We start from the raw sequence: 341 nt of genomic DNA, 5'->3' as shown, positions 1-341 counted from the left end.
TACACCGTGAAAGACAAAAACGGCAACGTCTCCAACGAAGCGACGGTGACCATTGTTATCGACGCGGCGCCAGTGGCAAACAAAGATAGTGCGGCGATCAAAGAAGGTGAAACGGTCACGCTGGATGTGTTGGCGAACGACACCGACTTGGATGGCAAAGACGATATCGACCCGAGCACACTGACGATCATCACTAATGGTGGCAAAGGCACGGCAGAGTTTGTTAACGGCAAGTTGGTGTACACCGCGAAGCCGGGCGAAGTGGGCACCGATACCATCACGTACACCGTGAAAGACAAAAAACGGCAATGTGTCCAATGAAACCACCGTGACCATTGTTA

General features: G+C 52.2%; 1 protein-coding gene. It reads left to right on the top strand.

Features of this window, described 5'->3' with window-relative positions:
* On the top strand, positions 1–321 hold a 321-nt coding region (locus tag PROVRUST_RS19985), incomplete at its 5' end, for an Ig-like domain-containing protein (RefSeq protein ID WP_006816526.1).
* Positions 322–341: the final 20 nt, after the last annotated feature.

The sequence above is a fragment of the Providencia rustigianii DSM 4541 genome (assembly GCF_000156395.1).
Lineage (GTDB): Bacteria > Pseudomonadota > Gammaproteobacteria > Enterobacterales > Enterobacteriaceae > Providencia > Providencia rustigianii.
The sequence above is the reverse complement of the archived record's forward strand: the minus strand, read 5'-3'. Positions and strand labels throughout refer to the sequence as shown.